Origin of the sequence: Thalassoroseus pseudoceratinae, assembly GCF_011634775.1 — a bacterium.
GTDB classification, from domain to species: domain Bacteria; phylum Planctomycetota; class Planctomycetia; order Planctomycetales; family Planctomycetaceae; genus Thalassoroseus; species Thalassoroseus pseudoceratinae.
Genome location: NZ_JAALXT010000003.1, coordinates 1,045,745 through 1,067,684, shown reverse-complemented (window position 1 = coordinate 1,067,684; position 21,940 = coordinate 1,045,745). Strand labels below are relative to the sequence as shown.

The 21,940-nt window shown below is 54.3% G+C and carries 18 protein-coding genes; 8 read left to right on the top strand and 10 right to left on the bottom strand.

Features of this window, described 5'->3' with window-relative positions:
• Positions 1–2: 2 nt before the first annotated feature.
• Positions 3–2,795, bottom strand: coding sequence for a M16 family metallopeptidase (locus G6R38_RS14150; protein WP_240928194.1), 2,793 nt, complete (start codon positions 2,793–2,795; stop codon positions 3–5).
• A gap of 233 nt (positions 2,796–3,028) precedes the next feature.
• Here G6R38_RS14150 and G6R38_RS14145 point away from each other — a divergent pair, with 233 nt between their 5' ends.
• Both G6R38_RS14145 and G6R38_RS14140 read left to right on the top strand, forming a co-directional pair.
• Positions 3,029–4,294 (top strand): outer membrane protein assembly factor BamB family protein, encoded by a 1,266-nt coding sequence (locus tag G6R38_RS14145; protein ID WP_166826502.1) that lies wholly within the window; start codon positions 3,029–3,031, stop codon positions 4,292–4,294.
• 71 nt (positions 4,295–4,365) lie between these two features.
• Positions 4,366–5,310, top strand: a complete 945-nt coding sequence (locus G6R38_RS14140) for a PP2C family protein-serine/threonine phosphatase (protein ID WP_166826498.1) — start codon at positions 4,366–4,368, stop codon at positions 5,308–5,310.
• 55 nt (positions 5,311–5,365) lie between these two features.
• On the opposite strand, the gene G6R38_RS14135 is transcribed toward G6R38_RS14140, so the two are convergent.
• The 6 genes from G6R38_RS14135 to G6R38_RS14110 form a co-directional block, all read right to left on the bottom strand.
• The gene (locus G6R38_RS14135) at positions 5,366–6,643 is read right to left on the bottom strand and encodes an NADH-quinone oxidoreductase subunit D (RefSeq protein ID WP_166826495.1); all 1,278 of its coding nucleotides are present in this window, start codon (positions 6,641–6,643) and stop codon (positions 5,366–5,368) included.
• A gap of 120 nt (positions 6,644–6,763) precedes the next feature.
• Entirely contained in the window at positions 6,764–7,054 is a 291-nt protein-coding gene (locus tag G6R38_RS14130; RefSeq protein ID WP_166826492.1) for a GIY-YIG nuclease family protein, read from the bottom strand.
• Positions 7,055–7,120: 66 nt separating this feature from the next.
• Positions 7,121–7,654, bottom strand: a complete 534-nt coding sequence (locus G6R38_RS14125; protein ID WP_166826489.1) for an NADH-quinone oxidoreductase subunit C — start codon at positions 7,652–7,654, stop codon at positions 7,121–7,123.
• A gap of 63 nt (positions 7,655–7,717) precedes the next feature.
• Positions 7,718–8,287, bottom strand: coding sequence for an NADH-quinone oxidoreductase subunit A (locus G6R38_RS14120; protein WP_166826486.1), 570 nt, complete (start codon positions 8,285–8,287; stop codon positions 7,718–7,720).
• Positions 8,288–8,404: 117 nt separating this feature from the next.
• Entirely contained in the window at positions 8,405–8,884 is a 480-nt protein-coding gene (locus G6R38_RS14115; RefSeq protein ID WP_166826482.1) for a DUF2203 domain-containing protein, read from the bottom strand.
• Between the two features lie 130 nt (positions 8,885–9,014).
• Entirely contained in the window at positions 9,015–9,566 is a 552-nt protein-coding gene (locus G6R38_RS14110; RefSeq protein ID WP_166826477.1) for a NuoI/complex I 23 kDa subunit family protein, read from the bottom strand.
• Positions 9,567–9,860: 294 nt separating this feature from the next.
• Between G6R38_RS14110 and G6R38_RS14105 the strand changes: the two genes are divergently transcribed.
• Positions 9,861–11,003 carry a GTPase gene (locus G6R38_RS14105; protein WP_166826473.1) on the top strand — a complete coding sequence of 381 codons (1,143 nt, stop codon included), beginning with the start codon at positions 9,861–9,863 and terminating at the stop codon, positions 11,001–11,003.
• 12 nt (positions 11,004–11,015) lie between these two features.
• On the opposite strand, the gene G6R38_RS14100 is transcribed toward G6R38_RS14105, so the two are convergent.
• Positions 11,016–12,404 carry a TIGR01777 family oxidoreductase gene (locus G6R38_RS14100; protein ID WP_166826468.1) on the bottom strand — a complete coding sequence of 463 codons (1,389 nt, stop codon included), beginning with the start codon at positions 12,402–12,404 and terminating at the stop codon, positions 11,016–11,018.
• Positions 12,405–12,498: 94 nt separating this feature from the next.
• On the opposite strand from G6R38_RS14100, the gene G6R38_RS14095 reads away from it, so the two are divergent.
• From G6R38_RS14095 to G6R38_RS14085, 3 genes are all read left to right on the top strand, one after another.
• Positions 12,499–13,266, top strand: a complete 768-nt coding sequence (locus tag G6R38_RS14095; protein WP_166826462.1) for a 4'-phosphopantetheinyl transferase family protein — start codon at positions 12,499–12,501, stop codon at positions 13,264–13,266.
• A gap of 176 nt (positions 13,267–13,442) precedes the next feature.
• A complete protein-coding gene (locus tag G6R38_RS14090) occupies positions 13,443–15,512 on the top strand; it encodes a DUF1559 family PulG-like putative transporter (protein ID WP_166826437.1) in 2,070 nt (689 codons plus the stop codon).
• Between the two features lie 30 nt (positions 15,513–15,542).
• Positions 15,543–16,619 (top strand): ABC transporter ATP-binding protein, encoded by a 1,077-nt coding sequence (locus G6R38_RS14085; protein ID WP_166826433.1) that lies wholly within the window; start codon positions 15,543–15,545, stop codon positions 16,617–16,619.
• Between the two features lie 73 nt (positions 16,620–16,692).
• Here G6R38_RS14085 and G6R38_RS14080 read toward each other — a convergent pair whose 3' ends face one another.
• The gene (locus tag G6R38_RS14080; protein ID WP_166826424.1) at positions 16,693–18,558 is read right to left on the bottom strand and encodes a sulfatase family protein; all 1,866 of its coding nucleotides are present in this window, start codon (positions 18,556–18,558) and stop codon (positions 16,693–16,695) included.
• Between the two features lie 91 nt (positions 18,559–18,649).
• Complete coding sequence (locus G6R38_RS14075; protein ID WP_261345386.1) at positions 18,650–19,306, bottom strand: Maf family protein; 657 nt, start codon at positions 19,304–19,306, stop codon at positions 18,650–18,652.
• 126 nt (positions 19,307–19,432) lie between these two features.
• On the opposite strand from G6R38_RS14075, the gene G6R38_RS14070 reads away from it, so the two are divergent.
• Together G6R38_RS14070 and G6R38_RS14065 are read left to right on the top strand one after the other, a co-directional pair.
• Entirely contained in the window at positions 19,433–19,825 is a 393-nt protein-coding gene (locus G6R38_RS14070; RefSeq protein ID WP_166826417.1) for a thioesterase family protein, read from the top strand.
• A gap of 120 nt (positions 19,826–19,945) precedes the next feature.
• A complete protein-coding gene (locus G6R38_RS14065) occupies positions 19,946–21,937 on the top strand; it encodes a redoxin domain-containing protein (RefSeq protein ID WP_166826414.1) in 1,992 nt (663 codons plus the stop codon).
• Positions 21,938–21,940: the final 3 nt, after the last annotated feature.

Sequence of the window (21,940 nt, the reverse complement as noted above, 5' to 3'; positions counted from 1 at the left end):
GTTTACTTGTCAGAGTCTTTCTTGAAGTCTCCCGCAACGGCGGTAAACAATTTTTCGGGGGACACGTATTTCTTGAATGTCGAGCGTACATCCTCAACCGTGACGGCTTCGATCGACTCTTCCTGCTTCGAGTAGTACTCCATTGTCCGTCCGGCTTGAGCGGTCGCCGCTAGCAATGCGGCCAAGTTGGCATCACTGCTACGGCTCACATCTTGCTTCTGAAGATAACCTTGCTGAGCCGCCTGCAACTCCTTCTCGGTGACTCCGTCTTGGATGAACTTTTCGATCTCCTCACGAATGGCAATTTTGACCTTTTCCAGGTTCTCCGGATTATAGATCGCATACGTGTAAAAAGCCGCCCGTTTATCCAGATCGGAGGCATTGAAGCCGGAACCGACACCGTAGGAGAGTCCTTCTTTCTGCCGTACACGATCAGCCAAACGGGACGAAAGTGAACCGCCGCCCAGAATGAAGTTCGCCAAAACCATCGCCGGGTAATCGGGGTGATCATCGGCCATTGGAATGGCGAGTCCGCTGAAGTAAACGGCGTTGGCTTTGTCCGGTGTTAGGATTTCCTCGTACCCGCCAGCGATCGAATCCGCAACACGCGACTCAAGGCGTTCATAGTCCTGTTTCGCATTCCAGCCGTCGAGGATCTGCATCATCGTGGCGAGCGTTTCATCGGGTTCGAAGTCTCCAACGATCGCCAATTCACCATGATTCGCTCCCAGATACTCGTCGTACAACTCGCGAATCTGATTTCGCGTGACTTCCTTCAGCCTTGCGAGTTGTTCTTTCGGCGTTGGAATGTAACGAGGGTCATCGCTCGGCCAAGGTGTGATGTGGCGACGAACGGCATTCGTGGATAGTGATTGCGGATCGTTGAGTTGTTTTTCGTAACCAGCGATCTGTGCCTGCAGGATGAGCTTGAGTTCGCTTTCCGGAAGTGTCGGTTCGCGAAGGACCTGACGCAGCAAATCCAACACTTTTGGCAACCGCTTGCAATCCGTTTCAACGCGGACGGTAATCGTACCGGCGTCGCCAGAGGCGGCGATTGACGACACGTATTGATCGAGCTTGTCCTGAATCTGTTGCCGAGTCAGCTCTTTGGTCCCACGAAGCATCAAGGTCGGAAGGAGCTCACACGCTTTGACCTTTCCACTGAGGTTCTTCGCATTGCCGTACCGTAGCGTTAGCCGAAGCCGCACGGCTTCCCCTCGCGTCTTCTTCGGCAACAAGGCCACCTTCAAATCATCGCCGATCGTCAAACGTCGGGTTCGCTGTTCGATGTTCTCCGGCGAAGTATCGAAGACCTCACCAGCCGAGACGACTTCTCGTCCTTTGTAATCGCCGATCATCTCAGCGAGGTCTGGCGTCGGTGGCACTGACACTCGTTGTGCGGCCTCTGTGGGAATGAAAAGTCCCACGGTTCGGTTGTTGCGTTCGAGATAAGTTTTTGCGACGCGGTTCACATCCTCGGCGGTCACTTTTTCCAGCCGATCGCGATAGATAAAGTAGAGCCGCCAGTCACCCATTGCCGCCCATTCCGAGAGCTGAATCGCCAACCGCTGCGTGTCTCGTGCCGTCTGTTCGCGGTACTTGAGGAATTTCTGACGGATACGGTCGACCTCTTCCTCGGTCACACCATTTTCCCGTACTTCGTCAATAGTGTCGAGCATGACTTGCAGGATGGCATCGGGCTCATTCCCTTCGGCGGCTTCCGCCATGAACCGGAGAATGCCCGGATCATGCAGTGCGTAAGCCGCTCCACTCACCGACGCAGCCCGTTGTGTTTCCACGAGCGATTTGTAGAGCCTTCCCGATGGCGATTGCGTCATGATTCCTTCGAGGATGTCGATCGCCGGATAATCCGGATGCCCTCCAGACGGAATATGGTACATCACCCCAGCGATTCCAACTTCCCCGACACGACGCAATGTCACCAAACGTTCGCCGTCTTGGGCTGGCTCTTCCGTGTAGGTGTTATCCAAATCGCGTTCCGGCTTCGGAATCGAACCAAAGTACTTCTGCGATAGGCTCAGAGCTTCGTCGGAATCGAACTTGCCAGCGATCACCAGCATGACGTTGTCGGGTTGGTAATACTTTCGGTAGAACGCCTGAAGGTTTTCGATCGGCACCCGTTCGATGTCCGCTCGGTTTCCGATTGTCGATTGACCATAATTATGCCACTCGAAAGCGGCGGCGGTCATTTTCTGTGACAGGACGCGTGATGGATTGTTTTCGCCGCGTTCGAACTCATTCCGCACGACCGACATTTCGGATTGCAGGTCTTCATCTTTGACAAAGCTATTGACCATCCGATCGGCTTCCAGCCGAATGGCGAATTCTAGGTTATCGCCGACCGCCGGGAGCGTTTCGTAATAGTTTGTCCGATCGAGCCAAGTAGTGCCGTTGAAGACAGCGCCGCGTTCGGTCAGGATTTTGGGAATGTCAGGATGGGTTGGCGTTCCCTTGAACAACATGTGTTCCAAAAGGTGAGCCATTCCCGCTTCGCCGTAGCCTTCATGTCGCGATCCAACGAACACCGTCATGGCGACGGTGACGGTTGGTTTGGACGAATCCGGAAACAGCAGCACCCGCACGCCGTTGGGCAATTTGTACTCGTCAATCCCTTCGATGGAAGTGACCAACTCAAGCTTCGAGGCTGGCTGTGATGAAGCGGTCGATTTCGAGGGACTTTCGGCAGCCGATGCCGGTTCGTCGAGATTCATAAGAAAGGACAATCCGATTCCAAAATAGGTCGCGGTCAAGATGCTCAACGCGGGCCGTCGCATGCATAACTCCTGCTTGCCAAGTCGGACAAACATCCAAGATGAATGAGAACCCACTCGCAATGAGATCCATATCCGAGGGGTTTGCTCTAGATCCTAGCAACCCCGTTAGAACAAGGAAACCGTCCAGAGATTTGCGATCCGGAAAGAGTTTGTGATAAGTTGTTGAACACCGCAAACGTTCGCGTTTTGCGGCTGGCCAGGTAATGTTCCTCCCTCCCCCATGCGAGCCAACCATGATCTTGAAACACCCCAACCCAATCTCTCTATTTTCCGGATTGATACTGTTTGCCGTGAGTTTGGTGCAGATCGGAAGTGCGGAAGAGAATTGGCCATCCTACCGGGGTCCGCAAGGCGATGGACACGCTCGGGAAACAGGACTGCCGACGGAATGGGGAACCGCCGATGTGGCTTGGAGCACCCCCCTGCCCGGCGAAGGCCAATCATGCCCCACGATTTGGGGAGAACGTATTTATATGACGGCTTCGCTGCGTCGTGGCGAAGAGCGTGTTGTGTTCTGCGTCAATCGCAACGACGGCCGAATTCTCTGGCAAAAGACGGCTTGGACGGGGCGCCCGGAGCCAACTCACAAGATGACTGGCTGGGCCTCGGCAACCTGCGCGACGAATGGAAAGTACGTTTACGCGTTTTTCGGTCACGGCGGCGGGTTGTTCTGTTACACGACCGACGGTGATCTCGTTTGGAATCAGAAACTCGGTAACTTCGAAGGGCCATGGGGAACGGCAGCGAGTCCGATCCTGTACAAGAACCTGGTGATTCAGAACTGTGATGCCGACGTCAATGCCGCGATCGCAGCCTTCGATCAGGAAACTGGCGATCAAGTCTGGCGAACGAAACGGGAAAATTACCGGGGATGGAGCACTCCCGTGTTGGTTGATGTCAAAGGGAAAAAAGAACTTGTTCTCAACGGACATCTGGGTGTGCGTGGTTACGACCCGGACACCGGAAACGAACTCTGGTTCTGTCGAGGCTACAACGGTCGTGGCACGCCGATGGTGACACCGGGAGCCAACGGTCTGCTGCATGTGATCTGCGGTCGAGGGGGCGATGCCTTCGCGATCCGTCCTGGTGGGCGAGGCGACGTAACCGCGACGCACCGTGTTTGGCATACACCACGGTTGCGGGGGCGTGACTTGCCTTCGCCGATCGTACTGGATGGTCAAATGCTGGTCGCAAACATGGCGGGAATCCTGTCGAGCTACAACTCGGACAATGGAAAGAATCTCTGGCGTGGACGACTCGGTGGCAATTACTCCGCGGCTCCACTGGCTTACCAGGGACTCGCGTTTTTCCTTAGTGAAGATGGTCGAACCGTCGCAGTGAAACCCGGGCCGCAAATGGAAATCGTCACCGAGAACCTGCTGAAACCGGCCGCCGAAGAGGTCTTTCGCTCCACGCCGACCCCAAGTGACGGGCAAATCTTCATTCGGTCAACGCGTCGTCTCTATTGCATTGGCGAGCGCAACCAAGATGCCAGCTGACTGAGATAAAAATTCGTGGTCCTGCGTTGTTCCATATTGTCTCTGACCCCCGTTGGCGAAAGCGATTTCTGATGGAAGAGCGAGACACAGGCAGCGAATCCAACTTCGGTATTCCCTACTTTCGCCGTCTATTCGGCACGCGACCGGAACCTGTCGAAGTGTCTTACGCAGGCGCGAGTCATCCCGGTCGCGTCCGGCGAACAAACGAAGATAACTTCGCGATTGTTCGCCGACGACGGACTCGCGATGTCTTATTGACAAGCTTGAACGCTGATTCGCTTCCGGCAGCGAACGACGAGGCCTACGTCTTCGTGGTTGCCGATGGCATGGGGGGGTATGCGGCTGGTGAAATTGCTAGCCAAGCCGCGATTGAGGTCGCCTGGCAGATTGGAGCAACGGAACTCAAATGGCCAATGATTCATGGCAAGCATGAGTCACTTGAGCTTGAGTCCAAACTTCAGACGTATGGAAAGTTGATGGACCATTTTCTCCGCGAGATGGTCAACGCGGACCCAGACCTAGAAGGAATGGGAACAACCTTCGTTGCCGCCTACAGCCTGGGGATGGAGGTCTTTGTTGGGAATATCGGAGACTCGCGGGCTTACGTTTTTCGGGACCACGAACTGCTGCGGCTTACCCGTGATCATACCCTTGCGGAACAGTTGATCGAACGAGGAGTCATGGAACCCGACACCCCAGAAGCCGATCAGTTCTCCCACATTCTTGTGAATTGTCTAGGCGGATCGAGCGAAGGGGCGGTTGCAGAGATTCACCACGTGACACTTCGCGACGGCGATTTGCTGCTGCTTTGCACTGATGGATTGACTGACATGCTGCCAGATCACGAAATCGCAGCCGTGATTGATGATCGCCAGTCGCCGGATCAAGCGGTGCAGAGTTTAATCGATCTCGCATTGGAAGCCGGCGGTGAAGACAACGTGACGGTGGTCATCGGTGAGTACCACCAACCTTCAACAGCCGATGCTGAAAACGCCACCACTGAAGAATTCGAATGAGGTGACGAATTCCATCACCTCATCCTTGAGCGGGCCTCTCGGTTGTGCTGACGCCCTATCGATCAATCTCGCCCATCACGACATCCAGAGACCCAACAATTGACGGAATGTCCGCGATGAGTGTTCCGGGGCTAAGCAGTCCCGTCACTGCAAGGTTGCAGAATGAAGAACTTTTGGCTCGCACGCGAAGTGGCTCGGCTTCACCGTTGCCGACGACATAGAAGCCCATCTGACCGCGTGGGCACTCGGTTTCGAGATAGCACTCGTCCTTTGGCAGCTTCGTACTGAATTTGTGAGCGACTCGGAACGTGCCTTCTGTCGACGGATATTTCTCGATGGCTTGTCGGACGAGTCCGATTGACTCGACGACTTCTAGCATTCGCACGTAGAACCGACACCAGTTGTCACCAAGTTCGGCTTCCGGTGGGGCATCGTTGAATGGCGCAAACGGGACTTTGAAGTCGTATCCCTCATACATCCGTGTGTAGATCGGTTCGCCATCGCGTCGCAAGTCGTGGTCGACTCCACTGCCCCGCAACACCGGGCCCGTGCACCCGTAATCAATCGCCTCTTCGCGACTCAGTGTTCCGATGGCGGCTGTCCGTTTGATGAAGATCGCATTTCGCGTCAGCAAGGCATGGTACTCTTGGATTCGCTTCTCCAGCCATTCCAAGAAGATCAGAACGGCATCCGTCCATGCGAGTTGGGCAGACGCGCCTTCTTTGAGAACCGGCCATTTCTTGCGAAGACCACGATCCGACGAGGTGATCGACGCCAAGCCTGGCGGGATCGTAATGGTCTCTGGCAGATCGTGAGTTGCCCCACCAATTGTGATGTAACTGTAAGTCAGTCGCGCACCGCAGACTTCTTCGAACAAATCAAGAATGATTTCACGTTCGCGGAAGGCGTACAGGAACGGGCTAAATGATCCTAAGTCGAGGCCATAAGCTCCCATCGCAACCAAGTGGCTCGCGATCCGGCCGAGTTCGGCGATGATGACTCGCAAGGTCATCGCTCGCTCGGGAACTTCCATTTTGAGAAGTTTTTCCGCCGTGAGCGCCCAGCCGAGATTCATGTTCATCGCGGCGAGATAGTCCATGCGGTCCGTATACGGGATGTATTGAACCGGCGTGAGATTCTCACCGATCTTCTCGGCACAGCGATGCAGATAGCCGATGTGTGGCGTGACTTCACGAACGACTTCACCATCGGTCCGCAACAGCAACCGCAGCACGCCGTGCGTACTCGGGTGCTGCGGGCCCATGTTCACCAACATCTCGTCGGTATGAACGTCAAACTCAACTACCCGAGGATCTTCGATCGCCATGCTCATGGTGTGTGGTCCGTATTATCAATCAGTAGGTCAGGCAATGCCCAACAAATTTTTGGGGGATGACGGATTTTGAAATCTAGGGGCCAGCAACAGGACATCAGGCGCAACCTGACCTACAACTTAGCCACCACAATCGGCGAACTTTGGCCAACGGTTATATCCAATGGTTGGGTCATTTGAGCGTAAGTTTCTGATCAATTCGACTTCTCGTCTGCTCGCTTCTTGATCTGAAGCAGTTTCGGAAGACCAAAGAATCTCCTTGCGAACCGTGAAATCACGTTGTTCGGCATCTGAAAAATCAGCTGCTACGAGAGAACTATTCACGCTGCCAAAATAGGTCAAGGTTCCAGTCAAATCTTTGCCGACGTAAATTTTGCCGTTTGGGTAAGTAATCTTGAAAATGACTTTCATTTTCGCCCCTCGATCACTTCCGCACGTCCTATTACAATGTTGTGCACAAGTGATCTCACACTGCCCTTACTTCCCGCGAATCCCGTGGTATTCCAGTGGGAACTCGTAGTCTTTTCGCAGGGCATGGCCGACCCAGTCTTCGGCACAGAGGATGCGACGGAGGTTGGGGTGGCCAACGAAGTTGACGCCGACGAGATCGAAGCACTCACGTTCGTGCCAGTCGGCAATCGCCCACACACCGGACACCGTCGGAACTTCCGGAAGTTGGCCGGGTTTGTCGTCTTTCCAGCGGGGCAGAATGACTTTGATGACAATCGCGTGTTTGTGGGTGTAGCTCGACAGGTGATAGACGACTTCCACGTGCGGATCGTGACCAAACTTCTTGGCTTTTTTCTCGTCCGGCTCGCAGTAGTCAACGCCTGTCAAATCGTTGAGATGATCGAATCCCAGACGCGAGTCTGTCTTGAGGAATGTTGCAACCTCCGCGAGGGAATTGGCCGACACTTCGATCCAAGGATCGATTGATTCCGTGTGAAGTTTCGTGATGACGGAATCGCCGAACTGTTGAACGAGGGAGTCGAAAATCTCTTGGGGCGACATGGCAACTCTCATACGAAAACCGCCGGCGATTGACCGGCGGAGACTTGGGGTGGTCGATCAGAATTAGACGCCAACTGGTTCCCGCGGTTGCGATGGGGCGGGAGCCTCGACTGGCGGGGGAGTGCGTGGACGAGCGGCTGCCTGTTTCGCTTGCTCCGCGACGGCACGGACCCAATCCAGATCGCCACGCTTCCACACGTAGGCGAAACCAACCAGCAGCACACTGAAGAAGACAAGGATGTCAAAGAAGCCAGTCCAGGCCAACTGACGTGCGGTATCAGCAGCGACGGCGGTTGCGTTCGCGTCGCCCAGGAGCGTTTGACTCAGAACTTCTCGTTGGGGTTCGCTCAACGCGGGATCCGCCAATTGAGTTGCGGTGCCGTAGACCATGGCCCAGGGGAAGAAAAAGGCGACTTCAACATCGAAGATGATGAACAGCAACGCAACGACGTAAAAGCGGAGATCGAACTGAATGTAGCTCGAGCCGATGGTTGGCTCACCACACTCGTAGATGGAATCTTTTTCGGCTGTTGGCAGTTTGGGCCGAACGAGTCGTCCGATAAGAAGTGGGACGATCAAGCCGCCAATTGCCACAAGCGTGAACAGGAAGAAATGACCGACAATGCTCGTCATGAGTGGTGTCCGTTCGACTGGTTTGATCTTCGTTCGGCAAAAGTCTAACCGATCGCGTCTCGACAACCAAGCATACGAGGCCGGTTTCCAGCGATTTCCACTGAACCGAATTCCCCGTCAGAGAACTTCGTCGAAGTAGTCGCCACCAGTAAAGTCGTGCACGGGGTCAACGGAGCCGTCTTGGAGAGATTGGCGACCACCAATTCCAGCGTCGACTTCGTGCCAATATTGAATTTCCGGCTCGCCCAGCTGCCAACACAAGCAAGCTTCACGACCGTTGATCCAGGTGTGGAAGTCGACCAGTCCGGCGTAGGGGTCTTTCAATTCGACACCCAACGATTCCAGTTCTTCGACAAAGGAATCCAATCGAGACAAGTCGTCTTCGAGTTCCTGCTCCATCTGCTCAAGTTCTTCGGTGTAGAGCCTGCCGACTTCGCGGTTTGATTCTCCTCGAAGCTCAAGAACCCGTGTTAGACGAGATTGGCGATCGTGAATATCTCGGTAGAGTTCGACGATGTCGGAGACGATCGAACGGACGAGTGGCAATCGAGATTGCGCCTCGTCAACTGAGAAAAACCGTTTTGCTGCAGCATTCATGACCGCTCCCTTCAACCCAATCGCGTTGCGACCTTGCAACACTCGGGATGCAAATTCGATTGACGTCCGTTTCCGCGAGCGCGATTCAAATATTATTGTCGCTGACCTAAATTAAATCGTAATTCCGACGCTAACTTGGAGTCTCCGAATACTCGAATGGACTCGATTCCCCTTTGACCCAAACCGGTTCGTCGAGAACTTTCGACTCCGCCACCGCGGTTGGGTTCAATGTGGCTTGTCCCCAAGCGACCTGCAACGGAAGCTTCGCGAAGTCGACGACACAACCGTCTCGACTATAGCAGCTTAGGTCATGATTCGAGCCCATGAAGATACAATCCACTGGACAGGGTTCCACACACAATGCACAAAACATGCACTTCGTGTAATCGATGACGAATGTGTCGACTCGGAACCCTTTGCCGACCGGGCTTTTTTCTTTTTCGATGTAGATGCAATCGACCGGACACGCGACGGCACATTTCTCACAGCCAATGCACGTCGTGAGATCGAAGCGGTGAAAACCACGGTATCGCGATTTCACCGGAACGGGCACCTCAGGGTACTCGTAGACTTCGGTGAATGTGCGGCGACGGTACGTCTTGAACCACGTCAGCAGGGTAATGGCCATTCCCTGCACAACGGTTTTCACCGTGACGTAAATATTGCGGAACCATTCACCCATGATGGACCTCGTCAGGTGCGTTTTCAATTCACGATTTCACCCGACAAGCATGAGATCCATGCCGTTAAGGAGAATGTCGCGGTGCTGAATCGTTGCAGATGTAGACTCTGTTTTCGACAATTGCCATGATTATAGATGGCATGCGGCCCAACGCAAGGGAGCCAATGCGGAGAAAAAGGTCTTCGAAATTGGTCCCGTTGCCTCAACGCGTGTTATCAGCGATTATGCACGGCGAAACCGTCGTCTTCCGATTTTCTTGTGATCGAAATTTTGAACCAAAGTACTTCCCACACCATGAACGAAACGACGATCGCAGGCGTGCTCACTCCCGGCGGACGCGGTGCTGTCGCGACGATAATGGCGACGGGGAATCTCGCGCATGGCATTGATGATTTTTTCACGGCTGCAAATGGTCGCCGTCTTACGGACCAGGTTTTAAATCGTGTCGTCTTCGGGCAGTGGGGGGATGATCCGGCAGAAGATGTTGTCGTCTGTCGCGTATCTGAAGAGGTCTGTCGCATATCTGAAGAGCAAGTTGAGATTTCGTGTCACGGTGGTGATGCGGCGACACGGCGCATCCTGTCGGATCTCAATTCTGTAGGAATGGAAACCGCCCCACCCAGTAAGTTGCTTGCTCGGACACAATCCCCGTTTGAAGCCGATTGGACTTTGGCTACATCGCGAGCCGTAACAACGAAAACGTTGCGAATTCTGTTGCAACAACGGTGTGTTTTCCCAAAAGCCATTCAGTCGATCATCGAGATGTTCTCGGACGGATCGCACGAGGCAGCTCAGCAATCGCTAAGGGAAATCTTAGAATGGGGGCGATTCGGACAACATCTGAACCAGCCATGGGAAGTGGTTTTGTGTGGCCGACCGAACGTTGGTAAGTCGTCCTTGATCAATGCCTTGCTGGGTTTTCAGAGGGCGATCGTTTTCGACCAGCCCGGCACGACTCGCGACGTCGTTCGGGGAGAAACCGCGATCGATGGTTGGCCGATGCGGTTTGCCGACACCGCCGGTATTCGAGAGACCGCAGAATCGCTGGAATCTGCGGGGATTGAACGAACTCGGCAGATGTTGGCCAAAGCCGACCTGCGATTGATTGTCTGTGACCTCAGCGAACCCTTGGATGCCGACACCGACCAACTTCTCCGTGAATTTCCGGATGCATTGCATGTGGCGAATAAGTTTGACTTGCCAACGCAATGGCCAGCGGATCGGTTGGCGGGAATGCACTTAGTTTCGTCCGCGACTCGGCAAGGTCTTCCAGGATTGGTTGAAGCAATTGGCCAGCGATTGGTTCCGATCGTGCCGAACGACGATCAGGCCATCCCGATCTCACCACGGCAAATCGAAACACTTCAAATAGCACACGATTCGCCACCGGAAACGGCAGTTGAGATATTGAATAGCTTGGTCACCCCCGAACGGTGAAATGTTTAAGGCCTATTTGCCGAGCAAATGACGCAACGCCGGTTCGAGTTCCGGGTAGCGAAAGCTGTATCCGCTTTCGAGCGTCCGATTTGGTAACACCTTGGCACTTGCGAGCAGGAGTTCGTCTGCCATTTCACCAAGTGCCAACTTCGCCGCAAAACCCGGTAGCGGAATGATGGTTGGTCGGGAGAGCACTTTGCCGAGAGTTTTTGTGAATTCTTTGTTGGTCACTGGATTCGGGGCGGTCGCGTTGATCGGGCCGGAAAGATCGTCTTCGGTCAATGCATGATGGATGATGCCAACAAGATCTTCGATCGCGATCCAACTCCACCATTGTTTGCCACTTCCAACCTTCCCACCACCGCCGAGTTTGAATGGCGTGAGCACCTTAGACAACGCTCCGCCTTTCGGTGTGAGTACCACGCCAATTCGCACATTGACTACACGAATGCCCTTCTCGCGGGCCGGTTCGCACGCGGCTTCCCACTCTTGGCAGACATCGGCCAAGAAACTCTCACCCGGTGGGCTGTCTTCGGTCAGCTCTTCATCCCCACGGTCGCCATAATAGCCAATTGCGGAGGCGCACACCAAAGTCTTGGGAGGGTTCTCCATGGCCGCAAGGCTTTCACAGAGTAGTCGGGTACCCTCGGTCCGGCTGTTTCTGATTCGACGTTTCTTGTCTTTCGTCCAACGCCCCTGAATCGACTCTCCAGCCAAGTGCACGACGGAATCGAACCCTTGGTCAGCAATCGCTGTTGAGTCGATCGTCCCTTCCTGGGGATCCCAGGCGACGGTTTCTCCCTGCTTGTCCGGACTGCGCGTCAGACCCGCGACGGAATGACCGCCGGATGTCAGAAACGTTGCGAGTTCCGAGCCGACCAATCCGCTTCGTCCGCTGATTAAAACTTTCATGGGTTGCCGATCTGGATGTTTTTGTTGAGTCCGAAAATGAGTCATAGCGTCGGCTTTCGTGACGCGATGACGAAAATCAAACATGCGTCGCAATTTTCGTCGCACGATCCCGCCGCCGAACGCTGCACCAAGAAAACCGAACGGGACGCGATATTCGATATCGTCTGTCAGGATGCTTGATTCATCACCGGCGGGCGTCATCAGATGCCGATGATGCCATGCGGCGAATGGGCCGGCTAACTGTGTATCTTCGAATTGCCGACCCGGTTGCACGTTTTTCAGTTCCGCCAACCATCTTTGTTTGATCGGCCCGACGACACCGACACGGATTTCCGTCTGCTGGCCATCTTCGAGTCTCTCCAACGGTTGCGAGACTTCCACACTCTCCCACGGCGGAGCCAGTCGCTCAAACGCACCCGGGTTGGAATGCCATTGGTAGAGGAACTCCGCGGGGACAGGGATTGAGACCGTTTGTGTAAATTTCGGCATCCATGGACCTTCTTGTCGGATTCGATGTGGGAAACTATTGTAACACGAACCGATTTGTCCATCAGATTTTCGTCCTCTTATCCAGCAAAAATCGTTGACGTTTCCTCCTCGACCTCAATCAACTCAGCTTGCCAACGGAGACTGTGTCGTCGCTTGGCTCCGTCCGGAACTTGTCCACGGTTCCCGAGCGATCCAGGAGTGTGAGCGGATTTTGTGTTCGGACGAATTAGTGCGGTATCGGCGATTTCTTCGACCGGCCGATCGGCATCGGTTTTTGGTGGCTCACACATTGAAACGGATTTGGCTCAGCAAATTCTTGCAAACTCCCGCCGATCGTTTGCGATTTGAAATCGACCAGTTTGGGAAACCTTCGCTGTTGGGTGACCATCACCGTCGTCTTGCATTCAATCTGTCCCATACGACTGGCCTGGTGGCCTGCGCTATTGCCGACGCTGGGACCGTAGGGATTGATGTCGAAGATTGCTCTCGGGCAATTAATATCGAGATCGGCAAAACGGTCTACTCGGAATCCGAGATGAACGCGATGCGTGCTCTGGAGGAATGCGAACAACGTAACCGTTTTTTTCAACTCTGGACCTACAAAGAAGCGTACTCGAAGGCGCGAGGTTTGGGGTTTCAACTGCCCATGAAGCAATGTGAATTTCACTTTCCGCCCGAGCAGTCCGTTCAGCCGAAGTTTGGGGCCGACGTGCATGACGATCCGAGTCGCTGGCGGTTCGTGTCCCGATTAATCGAGCCGAACCATCGTTGTGCCGTGGCGGTGCCGATCGAACGGGAGAGCCCCGGTCGCGTGGATTTCTATGAGTTCTCGGAGCGAGACTTGCGAGCCGAACCGGAATAAACCTCAGACGGATGGCGTTAGCCCTTCGAATTGCGCAAACACCGGCAGTGAAGGATTGTTCCGGAACTTATCGGGTGTTAGGATTAATTGTTCTGTCGTTCTCGTTCGCGGAAGATTCAAGCCAGACTCTCTCGATCGGTTTTCTTTGGCGATTCCGTCTGATGAAGGTGGCGTCCATGCCTACTCCGTTTGCTGTGCAGTGTCCATCGTGTAAGGCACGATTGAAAATCAACGCCCCCGATGCGGTCGGGAAAAAGGTCCGTTGTCCCAAATGCGAGACGACCTTTCGCGTGAGCCAACCGAAATCCGCGGGGCCTAAACGGAGCAAACCGAAGCCGCCGGTAGATGAATTCGGTGACGATGAATTCGACGATTTCGAGGATTATGAAGACTACGAGGATGATGGTGGCTTCGACGACTTCGAATCGCCACCGACGCGACGCCGATCAGCAAGCAAACCGGCCACTAGTCGTTCGGCAAAATCGAAAGGCAAGTCCGGCGGAAGTCGGAAGAAAAAAGGCAAGAAGAAGTCGAGCAGTTCCGGTCCATCCCCATTGCTCATCGGTGGAAGTGCAGCAGCGGCTGTCCTGTTGATTGCCATTCTGATCTTTGCTTTTAGCGGTGGAAGTGCGGCTACGGGGTCGGACGGCAACGTGGTCGATATGACCTATCTGCCCCAGAACATGGTGGGATTTGCCTATGTCGATTGGCAGCAGATTGTCGATTCTCCGGAGTTCTCGAAGTACGAGAACACCCCGCAATTCCAGCAGGCCATGAAAGAAATGACGGCTGCCACAGGATTGACGAGTCGAGATGCAAAAAGTTTTACAATCGGATTAGTTGCGGCGGAACCGGGCGGGCGAGCCCCTGTGGATGACCAGGGCACCGTCGTTGTTGTGCGTCTGGTCAAACCTCTGGATCGATCCAAATTGGAGAACGATCCAACAACAAGCAGCAGCGACTACAACGGCCAACAGATTTATTCATCGAGCCAAGGCGGTACAACCCAATTGTTGCTACTGGAGAACGATCAGGTGATCGTTTTTGGCCAGCAGTTGAAGACCATCCAACAAGTTGTCGATCAAGGAACGACATCGCCGCGGCGAACACAATTCGACTTTGTGGATAACACGCAAGCACTCTTTGCCGCGTTCGTTCCGCCGGATCCGAATGCGTTTCGAGCGGAGGCATTCCAAGGAGCGGCCCCGCAACTGCCACCGATGATTCCCCCGAACATCGCGACACCATTACAAGCCATGATGACGGCCGTTCAAAGTGACTTCATCGGTGGTGCAATCGGTTTAACTCCGTCTGGTGATCGCAGCAAGTTTAAGCTGCAGGTGCAATGCGGTTCTTCTTCGAGCGCAAGCACGATTGCCAGTTCCGGCGATCAATTGCTCTCTGAGGTCAGCACGCTGCTCGAGGGGTTCAAAGCGATGATGCCGCCGGAGCAGCAAACTGTCGTGACGGACCTGATGGATGGTATCGCGTTCGACTCCAGCGGCCAAACAGCGGAACTCAGCCTGGTTGTTCCCAATAATATTGCCGATTCCATGCCCGGTGGCGGTCTGCCTGGGATGCCGTCGCTTCCTGGCTTCGGCGGTGGTGGAGGCAATCCTGTGTCGGACGCCAGAGATGCCGCGCGAAACGCTGGCAGCAAGAACAATCTCAAGCAGATTGGGCTGGCATTCCATAACTATCATGCGGTCTACAAATCGCTGCCGATCACCAAGAGTGAACCGAAATACTTCGACGAAAATGGCCAGCCGAAATTGAGCTGGCGGGTTCACATTCTGCCGTTCCTCGAACATGTGCCATTGTATGAACAATTTCATCTCGACGAGCCTTGGGACAGCCCCCACAACCGCCCGCTCGTGAATCAGATGCCCGATATTTTCAAGAGGCCCGGATCGGCTTTGCGACCTGGCCACACCACATATCTTGGGGTCAAAGGGCCAGGGGCGATTTTTGAACAACCTGCGGGTTTGGGATTTCGTGACATTACCGATGGGTTGTCAAATACGATCATCGTGGTTGAAGCGGCTGACCAAAACGCTGTGATTTGGACCAAGCCGGGCGATTTCAGCTACCAACCCGCGAACCCGACGAATGGTTTAATCGGTCCCTCAGGAAGTTTCAACGCCCTGCTCTGCGATGGAGCTGTGCGTGTCATTTCCCAAACCATCGATCCTCAAACTCTGTTGCATTTGTTCCAGCGAAATGACGGAAACCCTGTCAATTTCTAGGACCGACGGATTCAGCCTCTGGAAATCGAAATGAGCGATCAGCCGCAACAGGACAGCGAGGAAACCCACGACCATGAAGAGGGCCTCACCGGAGGAAATGTCGTCGTACTTGACGATGGCCCGTATGACGAGCCGCTGAACGTGGCTGGCGAGCCGACATTGGAGGTTCGCGATCTGTGTCGGTATTTCGGTCGCCTCAAAGCGGTCAACCACGTCGAATTTCGAGCGTATCCCGGGCAGGTCGTCGGATTCATCGGCCCTAACGGTGCTGGGAAAACCACAACGATGAGGATCCTCGCTACGCTGGAAATGCCGACGGCGGGCGATGCGTTTATTTGCGGCCACTCGGTCGTGGATGATCCGGATAAAGTCCGCGGGATCCTTGGGTTTATGCCGGATAGTTTTGGCAAGTACGCCAACATGAACGTCGTGGAATACCTCGACTTCTTCGCTCGCGCCTACGGTTTTCGTGGTTCGAAACGACGAGATGCCATCGAGCGTGTCTTGGTCTTCACAGAGTTGAGGAAACTGGCCGAGAAGCCAATCGACACGCTTTCCAAAGGGATGTCGCAACGTTTGGGGCTCGGTCGAACGTTAATTCACGATCCGGAAGTCTTGATTCTCGATGAACCCGCCGCCGGGTTAGACCCGCGTGCTCGAGTGGAACTGCGAGAACTCATCGGCCTGCTTGCCAAAGAACTGAACAAGACTGTGCTGATCAGTTCTCACATCCTGACAGAACTTGGCGAAATCTGTAATTCTGCGGTCATCATCGAAGCTGGGAAGATTCTGGCTAGCGGGACGATCGACGAAATTCGAGCGATGCAGCGTCAGAAAGCACGTGGGCATAGCACGTCTTCCACTCTTGTTTGTCGCGTGCTTTCGCGTGGTGAAGAACTCGAACGTTGGGTGCTTGAACAACCGTTTGTATCCGAAGTCAAACGAGCAGAACAGGTGCTGACGTTTGATTTCGAGGGGCCCGCGGAACCGCAAGCCGACTTGCTCAAGAAAATGATCCAACAGGACTTCCCAGTCGTGGAATTTCAGAGCAAATCCGAAAGCCTCGAAGACGCTTTCATGGCTATTACAGAGGGCATCACGCAATAAAAATCGGGTTTGTCATCGAATCAACGAATGACAAACCCGCCGAAGATCAAAGGCTGACACTTCTTGGTATTGATTACCGCTCCTCGACCTGTGAACCGATGTGGTTGATCAGGTTTTTCGGGATGCCACCCATTCTCATGCGTTTGCCGAAGTCCGGGTGATTGAAGTTCGTTTCTTGAAGTTGCTCCCAAACCGGTTTTGCGTCGGCACCGACGATATCCAGTGCATTGAGTGCGAGCGTCGATGTGAAGACGTCTTTCGTCTGAGGATCGGCATATTTCACCAGTACTTCTAACGCTGCATCGCGATTGGCTTTTGAACCGTATCGGGCGACGGCTTCTGCAGCTGCGATGGCAACACTGGCCGAGTCGTCGCTGAAGCGTTCGATCAAGTCATCTTCAGCGAATCGAACAGCTTCTTCGCCGCGAACTGTGAACCCGATCACTGCCCAATAGCGAATGGCCGCATCGTCCGCGAACAATTTCGGCAGTAGCTTCGTGTTGACTTGTTTCGCCGGGCGGAAGGTCGCTAAATCGGCGACTTCCAAGATTTCACGAAGCGGATATCGGTCGGGATCGTGAGCCATGTCGTAGATCGTTGAGTTGCCGGCTCGTTCGTGCATCATCGCTTCGGGCAGAAATCCCGTATCGCGAGTTTCCATCAGAAAATCGTGTTGAGCGATTCGCAGGTCGCGTAACACCTTCGCGTGTTCCGGCGAATTGACGAGGTTGTGGACTTGGTCTGGGTCGCTGCGGAGATCGTATAATTCTTCACTCGGTTTGACCTGCCAGAAGTGCGATTGCTGTTCGTTGAGCTCCCCTGCATCGAAGCGGGCTTTCCAAACTTTCGTGGTTGGAGTTTGGAACATGTAGTCCACGTGTTCGCCGTATCGTCGATGCGGCAGATAGTTGCGGATGTATTGAAACCGTTGATTGCGGATCGTGCGGACCATGTCGATTCGTTCGTCCATCCGCCCCCGGAAACCATGAAGGAATGGCTTTGCACCGGCCTCGTGCCGTCCTAGGAATGCTCGGCCTTCCATGTGCGAGGGTGGTTCCACACCGGCCAAACTCAGCACGGTCGGAGCAAAGTCAACGAAGGCGACCAGGCGGTTCGATTTCGAGTTGGCGATGGATTTCTCCGTGGTCAGTGAACGATATTTCTCCGGAATCGACACCACCAACGGGACGTGCAGGCCGGAATTGTACGGCCAACGTTTGCTACGTGGCATGCCCGCACCGTGGTCTCCGAAGTAGAAGACAATCGTGTTCTCACGCAGTCCATCGTCATCGAGTTCCTGTAAAACGCGACCGACTTGTCGATCCATTTCGGTCAGCTTGTCGTAGTACTGAGCCCAATCCTGACGAACCTCGGGAGCATCGGGATGATACGCGGGCACCCGCACTTTGGCCGGATCGTGAACCGGTTTGTGACCCTTACGTTTGCGAATTTGGCTTTCGTGGGTCGTTGTGAAGTTGAAGACAGAGAAAAACGGCTGACCATCTTTCCGCCCACGCCAATGGGCTTTGCGACTCGATTCGTCCCAGACTTCGCCCGGTTTGCGGAGGTTGTAGTCTTCTTTGGAATTGTTGGTGCAGTAGTATCCGGCTTCACGCAGATACTGCGGGAACATCTTGAACGAGTCCGGCAGTTGGACCATGCTCCGCATGTGCTGTGCCCCCAGGCTCGGCGGATACATTCCGGAGATGATCGTCGTCCGGGCTGGTGCGCAAACGGGGGCGGTGGACCAGGCATTGAGGTACACGATTCCGCGACTGGCGAGGGCGTCGATATTCGGAGTGTCCGCGTATTCGTCGCCGTAACATCCCAAGTGGGGCCCGTTGTCTTCGCTACTGACCCAAAGAATGTTCGGGAGATCCGCCGCTGACACCGGCAAGGAACTGAGGCCGACAATGGCCCATGTGAGGAGAAAACGCATGATGATTCGTCCTTTGATCGGATGTGTTTGCGTGTGCGCGTCTAGTATTCCATGCCGTTCTGTCCGATGCCAGTCATGCGGCCGGAATGATTCAGTCCAATGTCAAATCACACAGTGCTTCAAGGACTTCACGTTGCGGCAGACCGATCACGTTGCTCAGGCTTCCCGTCACCTGCGACACAAACACGCTGCCTGCATCTTGGATGGCGTACCCCCCTGCTTTCCCCACCGGTTCGCCGGTTCGCAAATACCACTCGATCCATTCGTCTGATAAGTTGTGGAATGTCACTTCGGTTCTCACGATCTGTTCGATTGTCCGTTGCCCGTCTGTCAGGCAAAACGCAGTGGCGGCCTCGTGAGGTTTTCCCAGGAGATATCGTCGAAACCATTTCCGTACTGTCGATTGCCAATCGTCATGCGGAGGTTGGCCCAGCACGATTTTCTGATCATCGGACTCCGGTTGATCCGCCACAATGACCGTGTCGGCTGTCAGAACGAGTCGTGGCTCCTCAGGGTTCTGAATTCGATCGCTGGTTTGCTGACAGACATCTTGCAGTTTTGTCCGCGCGATGGATTGCAAACGGGCGGCGATTTCGGTCCATCCATGCAGCCCGGCAAAGTTCGCTTCGTCGCTGGAACTCGGCGGCAGAATCTCGATTTGCCGATCGCCATTGGGCAGTAGCTGCGCGAGCAATTCCCGTCTCCGTGGCGATCGGGAACCGAGAACAACAGGAAAATTCGGCCGCATTGCAGTCCTTCGGGGTTGATGAATTGATCGGCAAACGGAAACACTCTTTTCATGGCAGCAAAAACGTGAAAAGATATCGGGGCAAGCCGAGTGTCGTGTGCCGTGCTGACTATTGATGGATTGATCATGCGGAATTTGAAGATCGGGGCAACTCAAGAGCATCAATTTACGGCGAGTGAGGCACACTCTGTGCAACTCCCCGGATTGCCGTTGGTTCTTTCCACACCGCACTTGATCTGGCACTTGGAGACGGCGGCCATGAAATTGCTCGAACCGTATTTGGAAGCTGGCGAACTTTCGGTCGGGACGCATGTTGACGTCGAACACCTGGCCCCAACGCCCATGGGAAGCCCGGTTGTTTGCACGGCTCGCGTGATTCACGTGGACGGTCCGACGCTGTCGTTTCATGTGGAGGCCCACGATCATGTCGATCTGATTGGTCGAGGGATTCACAAACGCCGGGTATTGCTGGCCGAACGCATGACCAAGGGGATTCTTCGCAAGATGGCCTCTTCGTAGTGCGGCAAATTTTCGGGATCTTCGCCAGAGCTGAATAAAATCTTGGCACCGTATTCAATCGGAACTGGTATAGCTCAACAAACTGCCACGAATCCAATTATTCGTTCGTAGAGGGTTTTCATGTCGACACGCACCATTGGTCTGGGCACTTTAGCCTTTCTGGCTGCACTTGGAGCTTGCTTCGCACCTCGACTTTATGCAGCAGAAAAAGACAACTCAGCTCGGCAATCGCGGATCGGCCGACAGGTCGAACCGTGGGTTCTGTCGGACTTTCGTGGCAAAGATCATGCGTTGAAGGATTTCGACGAGAAATTCTTGGTGGTGGCGTTTATTGGAACGGAATGCCCATTGGCCAAACTCTACGCACCGAGATTGGTCGAACTGGAAAAGGAATACGCGGATCGTGGTGTCGGTTTCTTGGCGATCAATCCGAACACGCAAGATTCCTTGACCGAAATCGCCGCTCATGCACGAAAGCACCAGTTGTCGTTTCCTGTGCTGAAGGACGTCGGAAATCGCGTCGCCGACCAAATGGGAGCGATTCGCACGCCTGAGGTCTTCGTGTTGGATTCCGATCGTCGGATTCGGTACGTCGGGCGGATTGACGATCAGTATGACATTGGTGTCGCACACGAGAAACCGCGTCATCGGTTCTTGGCCAATGCCCTGGACGATCTGTTAGCCGATCAGGAAGTCGCGACCGCGGAAGTCGAAACCGTCGGTTGTTTCATTGGACGAATTCAGTCACCGAAAGCCGATGCCAAGGTCACCTGGTCGAATCAGATCAGCCGAATTTTCCAAAAACGGTGCGTGGAGTGCCATCGGAAGGGCGAGATCGCGCCATTCGCGTTGACGGAATACGAAGAAGTCGTCGGATGGGCCGACATGATTTTGGAAGTCGTTGGCGATCGTCGAATGCCGCCCTGGCACGCGAATCCGAAATATGGTCACTTCCTCAATGATCGAAGCATGACGAAAACCGAAGAAGACCTAATTTTCCAATGGGTTCAAGACGGAGCGCCAGAGGGCGACCCTAGTCAACTGCCGGAACCGATTTCCGATCCGGTGGCGGGCTGGCAACTTCCCCAGAAGCCGGATCTTGTAATCCCGATGGATGACAAACCTTTCGCCGTACCGGCGTCCGGTGAGGTGAAGTACAAGTATTTCCGTGTCGATCCCGAGTTCACGGAAGACAAGTGGATTCGAATGGCCGAAGTCGTTCCCGGCAACCGAGCGGTCGTGCATCACGTGCTGGTTCTTGTCCGGCCACCGCGAGAAGCCCGTTCCAACCCCATTGCCCAAAGTGAATGGCTTGTCGGATATGTGCCCGGTCTGCGCGCAAAGCCCTACCCGGATGGCATGGCGAAACTGATCCCTGCCGGCAGCGAATTCATCTTCCAAGTTCACTACACACCAAACGGTAGCCCACAAGAAGATTTGAGCCGAGTCGGTTTAGTGTTTGCCGATCCGGAGGACGTGACGCACGCCATCGTGACGACCAAGGCGGCTTACAAAAATCTGGACATTCCCCCGCATGCGGACAACCATCGTGTCGAGGCGAAATCGAAAAGTGTTCCGATTGATGTGCAACTGCTGGGATTCATGCCGCACATGCACTTGCGAGGAAAATCGTTCTCGTACGAGGCAATCTATCCCGACGGTCAAACTGAGATTCTTCTCGATGTGCCGGAATACGATTTCAATTGGCAAACGGCCTACCGCATCGAAAAACCACCGACACTTCCCGCGGGAACTAAGATGCATTGCGTTGCTCATTTCGACAACTCCGACAAGAACCTGGCGAACCCGGATCCAACGAAAAACGTCGGCTGGGGGGATCAAACATGGGAAGAAATGATGATCGGTTATTTCGACGTCGCGATTGCCGTTGACGCGAAGACCTTGAAGGTAAAGTCGGACGCTCCGAAGTTTGGTGCACTCTTAAAGGAATTGGTTCGACGAATCGACAGCAACGAGAACGGTGTTATCGACCGGTCTGAGGTCAAGAAGGAGCACGTCCTGTTGTTCAACCGGTTCGACAAAAACAAAGACGACAAACTTTCTCCCGATGAGTTGCTATTACTCGGGCGTTTCCTGCAAAATCGGGAGTGACGA